Below are 3,648 nucleotides of genomic sequence, written 5' to 3'. Positions count from 1 at the left end.
CCGGAGAGCTTCGACCGCTGCCTCGCCGTCAACACCCGCGGCACCTTCTTCCTGACGCAGGCCTTCGCGCGCCGGCTGGTCGCCCGGCCGCCCGTGCCGGGGCAGCACCGCAGCATCGTCACCGTGTCGTCGTCGAATGCCACGGCGGTTTCGGTGGCGCGCGGCGAATATTGCATCTCCAAGGCCGGGCTGGCGATGGCCGCAAAGCTGTTTGCCGTGCGCCTCGCCGCCGACGGCATCGGCTCCTACGACGTGCGCCCCGGCCTGATCGAGACGCCGATGACGGCGAAGGTGAGCGCCGACTATGCCCGCCGTGTGGCCGAAGGGCTGACGCCGCTGCCGCGCCTCGGCACCCCGCACGATATCGCCGCCATCGTTCTCGCCCTGGCGGAGGGCCATTTCGCCTTCGCCACCGGCCAGAGCATCGCCGCCGACGGCGGCCTGACCATCCCCCGCTTCTGACAGGAAATTCCCATGAACAAGCCGCTTTCCGGGCATGGGCGAACCCTCGTCCTGCCGGCATCCGACGGCCGTCTGGTGCCCTACCGGCTCACCGGCGAGCCCCTGCCGGCGGCGGCGCCCGCCGCCCCCTTCAGCCGCATCGCCTTTTCCGCCGCCCATGTGGTTGCCGATCCGCTGAAAACCGCGGAACCGGCCTGCGGCGTGGCCATCGACTTCGGCGCCACGCTGGGCTATCGCCGCCATCTGGCCGGGCTCGGCCTCGATATCGCCGAGGCCATGGATACCGCCCAGCGCGGCATGGGCCTGACATGGCCGCAGGCGCTGGAGCTGATCGGAGAGACGGTTGCCGCACTCGCCGACCGGCCACAGACCCGCATCTTTTCCGGCGTCGGCACCGACCATGTGCAGCCGGAGACGATCACCTCGCCCGATGCCGTCGCCGCCGCCTATCTGGAGCAGCTTCACGCCGTGCAGAAACTCGGCAGCGGCGTCATCCTCATGGCGAGCCGCGCGCTGGCCCGCGTGGCAAAGGGGCCGGCCGATTATGAGGCCGTCTATGCCCGCGTTCTGGCGGAAGCCGACCGGCCCGTCATTCTGCACTGGCTGGGCGAGGCCTTCGACCCGCAGCTTGCCGGCTACTGGGGCACGTCGCATTTCAGCGCTGCGCTGGAAACGGTGACCGGCCTCATCGCCGCCCATGCCGGCAAGGTCGACGGCATCAAGATATCGCTGCTCGACGCCGGGGCCGAGATCGCCCTGCGCCGCCGGCTGCCGGCGGGCGTGAAGATGTATACCGGCGACGACTTCAACTATCCGGCGCTGATCCGCGGCGATGAGCAGGGCTTTTCCCATGCCCTGCTCGGCATTTTCGACAGCATCGCCCCGGCGGCCTCGCTCGCTCTTTCCGCCCTTGCCCGCGGCGACGAGGCGGCCTTCGACCGCATCCTCGCGCCGACCGTGCCGCTGTCGCGCACCATTTTCCGTGCCCCCACCTATGCCTACAAGACCGGCGTGGTGTTTCTGGCGTGGCTGAACGGCTTCCAGCCGCATTTCACCATGCTGGCCGGGGCGCAGGCCCAGCGCAGCATCGGCTATTTTGCCGAGGTCTTCCGCCTCGCCGATCAGGCCGGCCTGCTGGCCGACCCCGATCTGGCGCTTCACCGCATGAAGACACTGCTGGCCCTCCACGGCCTTTCGGGAGAACCGTGATGCGCCGGCTCGACGCCTCACTGTGCTCCGTCAACACAGCCACGCTCGGCTTCCGCGCACCGCTGGAGGACACCGTCGAAGCGGTAGCGCGCGCCGGCTTCGGCGCCATTGCCCCCTGGCGGCGTGAAATCGAAGGGCGGGATGTCGCCCGCCTCGCCCGGCACATCCGCGCGGCCGGACTATCGGTCTCCGGCTATTGCCGCTCGGCCGACATTCCGGCAGCCACCGCCGCCGATTTCGCCGCCGGTCTGGAAACGAACCGCCGCGCCATCGAGGCGGCAGCCGAACTGGGGGCCACAGCCTTCATTCTCGTCGTCGGCGGCCTGCCCGGCGACAGCCGTGACCTCGCCGCCGCGCGCGCACAGGTGCGGGAGGGCATCGCCATCCTTGCCGAACAGGCCCGCGCGTGCGGCGTGCGGCTGGCGCTGGAGCCGCTGCATCCGATGTATGCCGCCGACCGCGCCTGCCTCAACACGCTGGCGCAGGCGCTCGACCTCTGCGCCGCGCTGGAGCCGGCCCCCGCCGGCCCGCCGGTTCTGGGCGTCGCGGTCGACGTCTATCATGTGTGGTGGGATCCGCTGCTGGCTGAGGGCATTGCGCGCGCAGGAGCGGAACGGCGCCTGCTGGCCTTCCACGTCTGCGACTGGCGCCGCCCGACCCGCGACATGCTGAACGACCGCGCGATGATGGGAGACGGCGTCATCGACATCCGGGCAATCCGCTCACAGGTCGAAGCCGCAGGCTTCGGCGGCTTCGTGGAAACCGAGATCTTCTCCGTGCTCGACTGGTGGCGCCGCCCGCCGGAAGAGGTCCTCGCCACCTGCCGGCAGCGTCTTGAAACCGTGGTCTAGCAGCGTCGCGATCATCCCCGGCGCCGGCCGGAGCGCCGGCGCGCCCCGTCCGGTTGCGCTGCCGGCCGGCCATCGTGCGCGATGCCGCAGCTGCGCGGGTGATTGCCCGTCACAGGCGCCCGCGCGCCATGGCGCGACAGCGCAGCAGGTCGTCTCCGGGCAGGCGGCCCAGCATGGACCTTACGCCACGTCACGCACACCGGCACCGCGGGCGCACCGCGCAATCCCGGGCCGCCGCCGGAGCGTCCCGCGCGCTGCAACGCCCGGCGCCCGGCGCGCCGATCCCCTCAACACCGTCCCGGCTTTTCCCGCCGGATATCGCGCACCGTCCCGAACCCCACCGCAAACAGCATCGGTCGGCACCGCGCTCCTCCGGCTTCATCTCGGCCGGTCGCGGCCGATCTGCGCACGATACGAAAGCCTGTTCTTCCGCTTCGCCCGAACAGCCTCCCGCAACCCGCGACGCCGGCCGATACACCCGAAATCGCCTGCCGGACGTGCCCGGCACGATTATGTCCGCAGGGACTGGCCGGAACGGCGCAACCAACCTATAGTCGCCGCCATGACAGAGACCCTTCCTCCCTGCCCGAAATGCGCCTCTCCGTTCTGCTATCAGCTCGACGGCCTGATCACCTGCCCGGAATGCGGCCATGAATGGTCAGCCGCGCCATCGGCCGAAGAAACAGCCGCGGTCCGCGACAGCGTCGGCAATCTGCTGAGCGACGGCGATACCGTGACGGTCATCAAGGACCTGAAGCTCAAAGGGTCCTCGAACGTCATCAAGGTCGGCACAAAGATCCGCGGCATCCGTCTGGTCGACGGCGACCATGACATCGACTGCAAGGTGCCGGGCATCGGCCAGATCGGCCTCAAATCGCAATTTGTGAAAAAGGTGACCGGCTGACCGGCTCTCTTCCCGAGAGCCGCCCGGCCTCGCGATCATCTGCGGCAGGCCGGTGATTCAAATCAGGCCCGTGCCGACGTTTTCCCGACATTCACCGATGCGCCCTCGCGATCGGGGCGAGACACAACGCCCTTTTCGCGACGGGTGACGCCTGCAAGTCCACTTGCATCCCCCCACCATGCGGCGTCGTGCTCCCACCTTTCCGTGGAGCGTGATTATCCG

4 protein-coding genes are annotated in these 3,648 nt (G+C 69.6%); all 4 read left to right on the top strand.

Annotation, left to right across the window (positions count from 1 at the left end; genetic code table 11):
• Positions 1–462 (top strand): SDR family oxidoreductase (locus tag V7067_RS13705; protein WP_334176466.1); only part of this gene is annotated, 462 nt, incomplete at its 5' end.
• Positions 463–474: 12 nt separating this feature from the next.
• Entirely contained in the window at positions 475–1,671 is a 1,197-nt protein-coding gene (locus tag V7067_RS13700) for a dihydrodipicolinate synthase family protein (RefSeq protein WP_334176465.1), read from the top strand.
• Positions 1,671–2,522 carry a sugar phosphate isomerase/epimerase family protein gene (locus V7067_RS13695; RefSeq protein ID WP_334176464.1) on the top strand — a complete coding sequence of 284 codons (852 nt, stop codon included), beginning with the start codon at positions 1,671–1,673 and terminating at the stop codon, positions 2,520–2,522. Before V7067_RS13700 ends, V7067_RS13695 begins: the two co-directional genes overlap by 1 nt.
• Positions 2,523–3,084: 562 nt before the next feature.
• Positions 3,085–3,426, top strand: coding sequence for a zinc ribbon domain-containing protein YjdM (locus tag V7067_RS13690; RefSeq protein WP_334176463.1), 342 nt, complete (start codon positions 3,085–3,087; stop codon positions 3,424–3,426).
• Positions 3,427–3,648: the final 222 nt, after the last annotated feature.

The sequence above is a fragment of the Pseudoxanthobacter sp. genome (assembly GCF_036822375.1).
In the GTDB taxonomy this organism is placed as follows: Bacteria; Pseudomonadota; Alphaproteobacteria; order Rhizobiales; family Segnochrobactraceae; genus Pseudoxanthobacter.
This window is presented reverse-complemented; position numbering and strand designations above follow the sequence as displayed.

What these genes read in the sequence shown, in the direction of transcription:
- V7067_RS13690 (WP_334176463.1), top strand. Translation starts at nt 3,085, where the DNA reads ATGACAGAGACCCTTCCTCCCTGCCCGAAATGCGCCTCTCCGTTCTGC.
- V7067_RS13695 (WP_334176464.1), top strand. Translation starts at nt 1,671, where the DNA reads ATGCGCCGGCTCGACGCCTCACTGTGCTCCGTCAACACAGCCACGCTC.
- V7067_RS13700 (WP_334176465.1), top strand. Translation starts at nt 475, where the DNA reads ATGAACAAGCCGCTTTCCGGGCATGGGCGAACCCTCGTCCTGCCGGCA.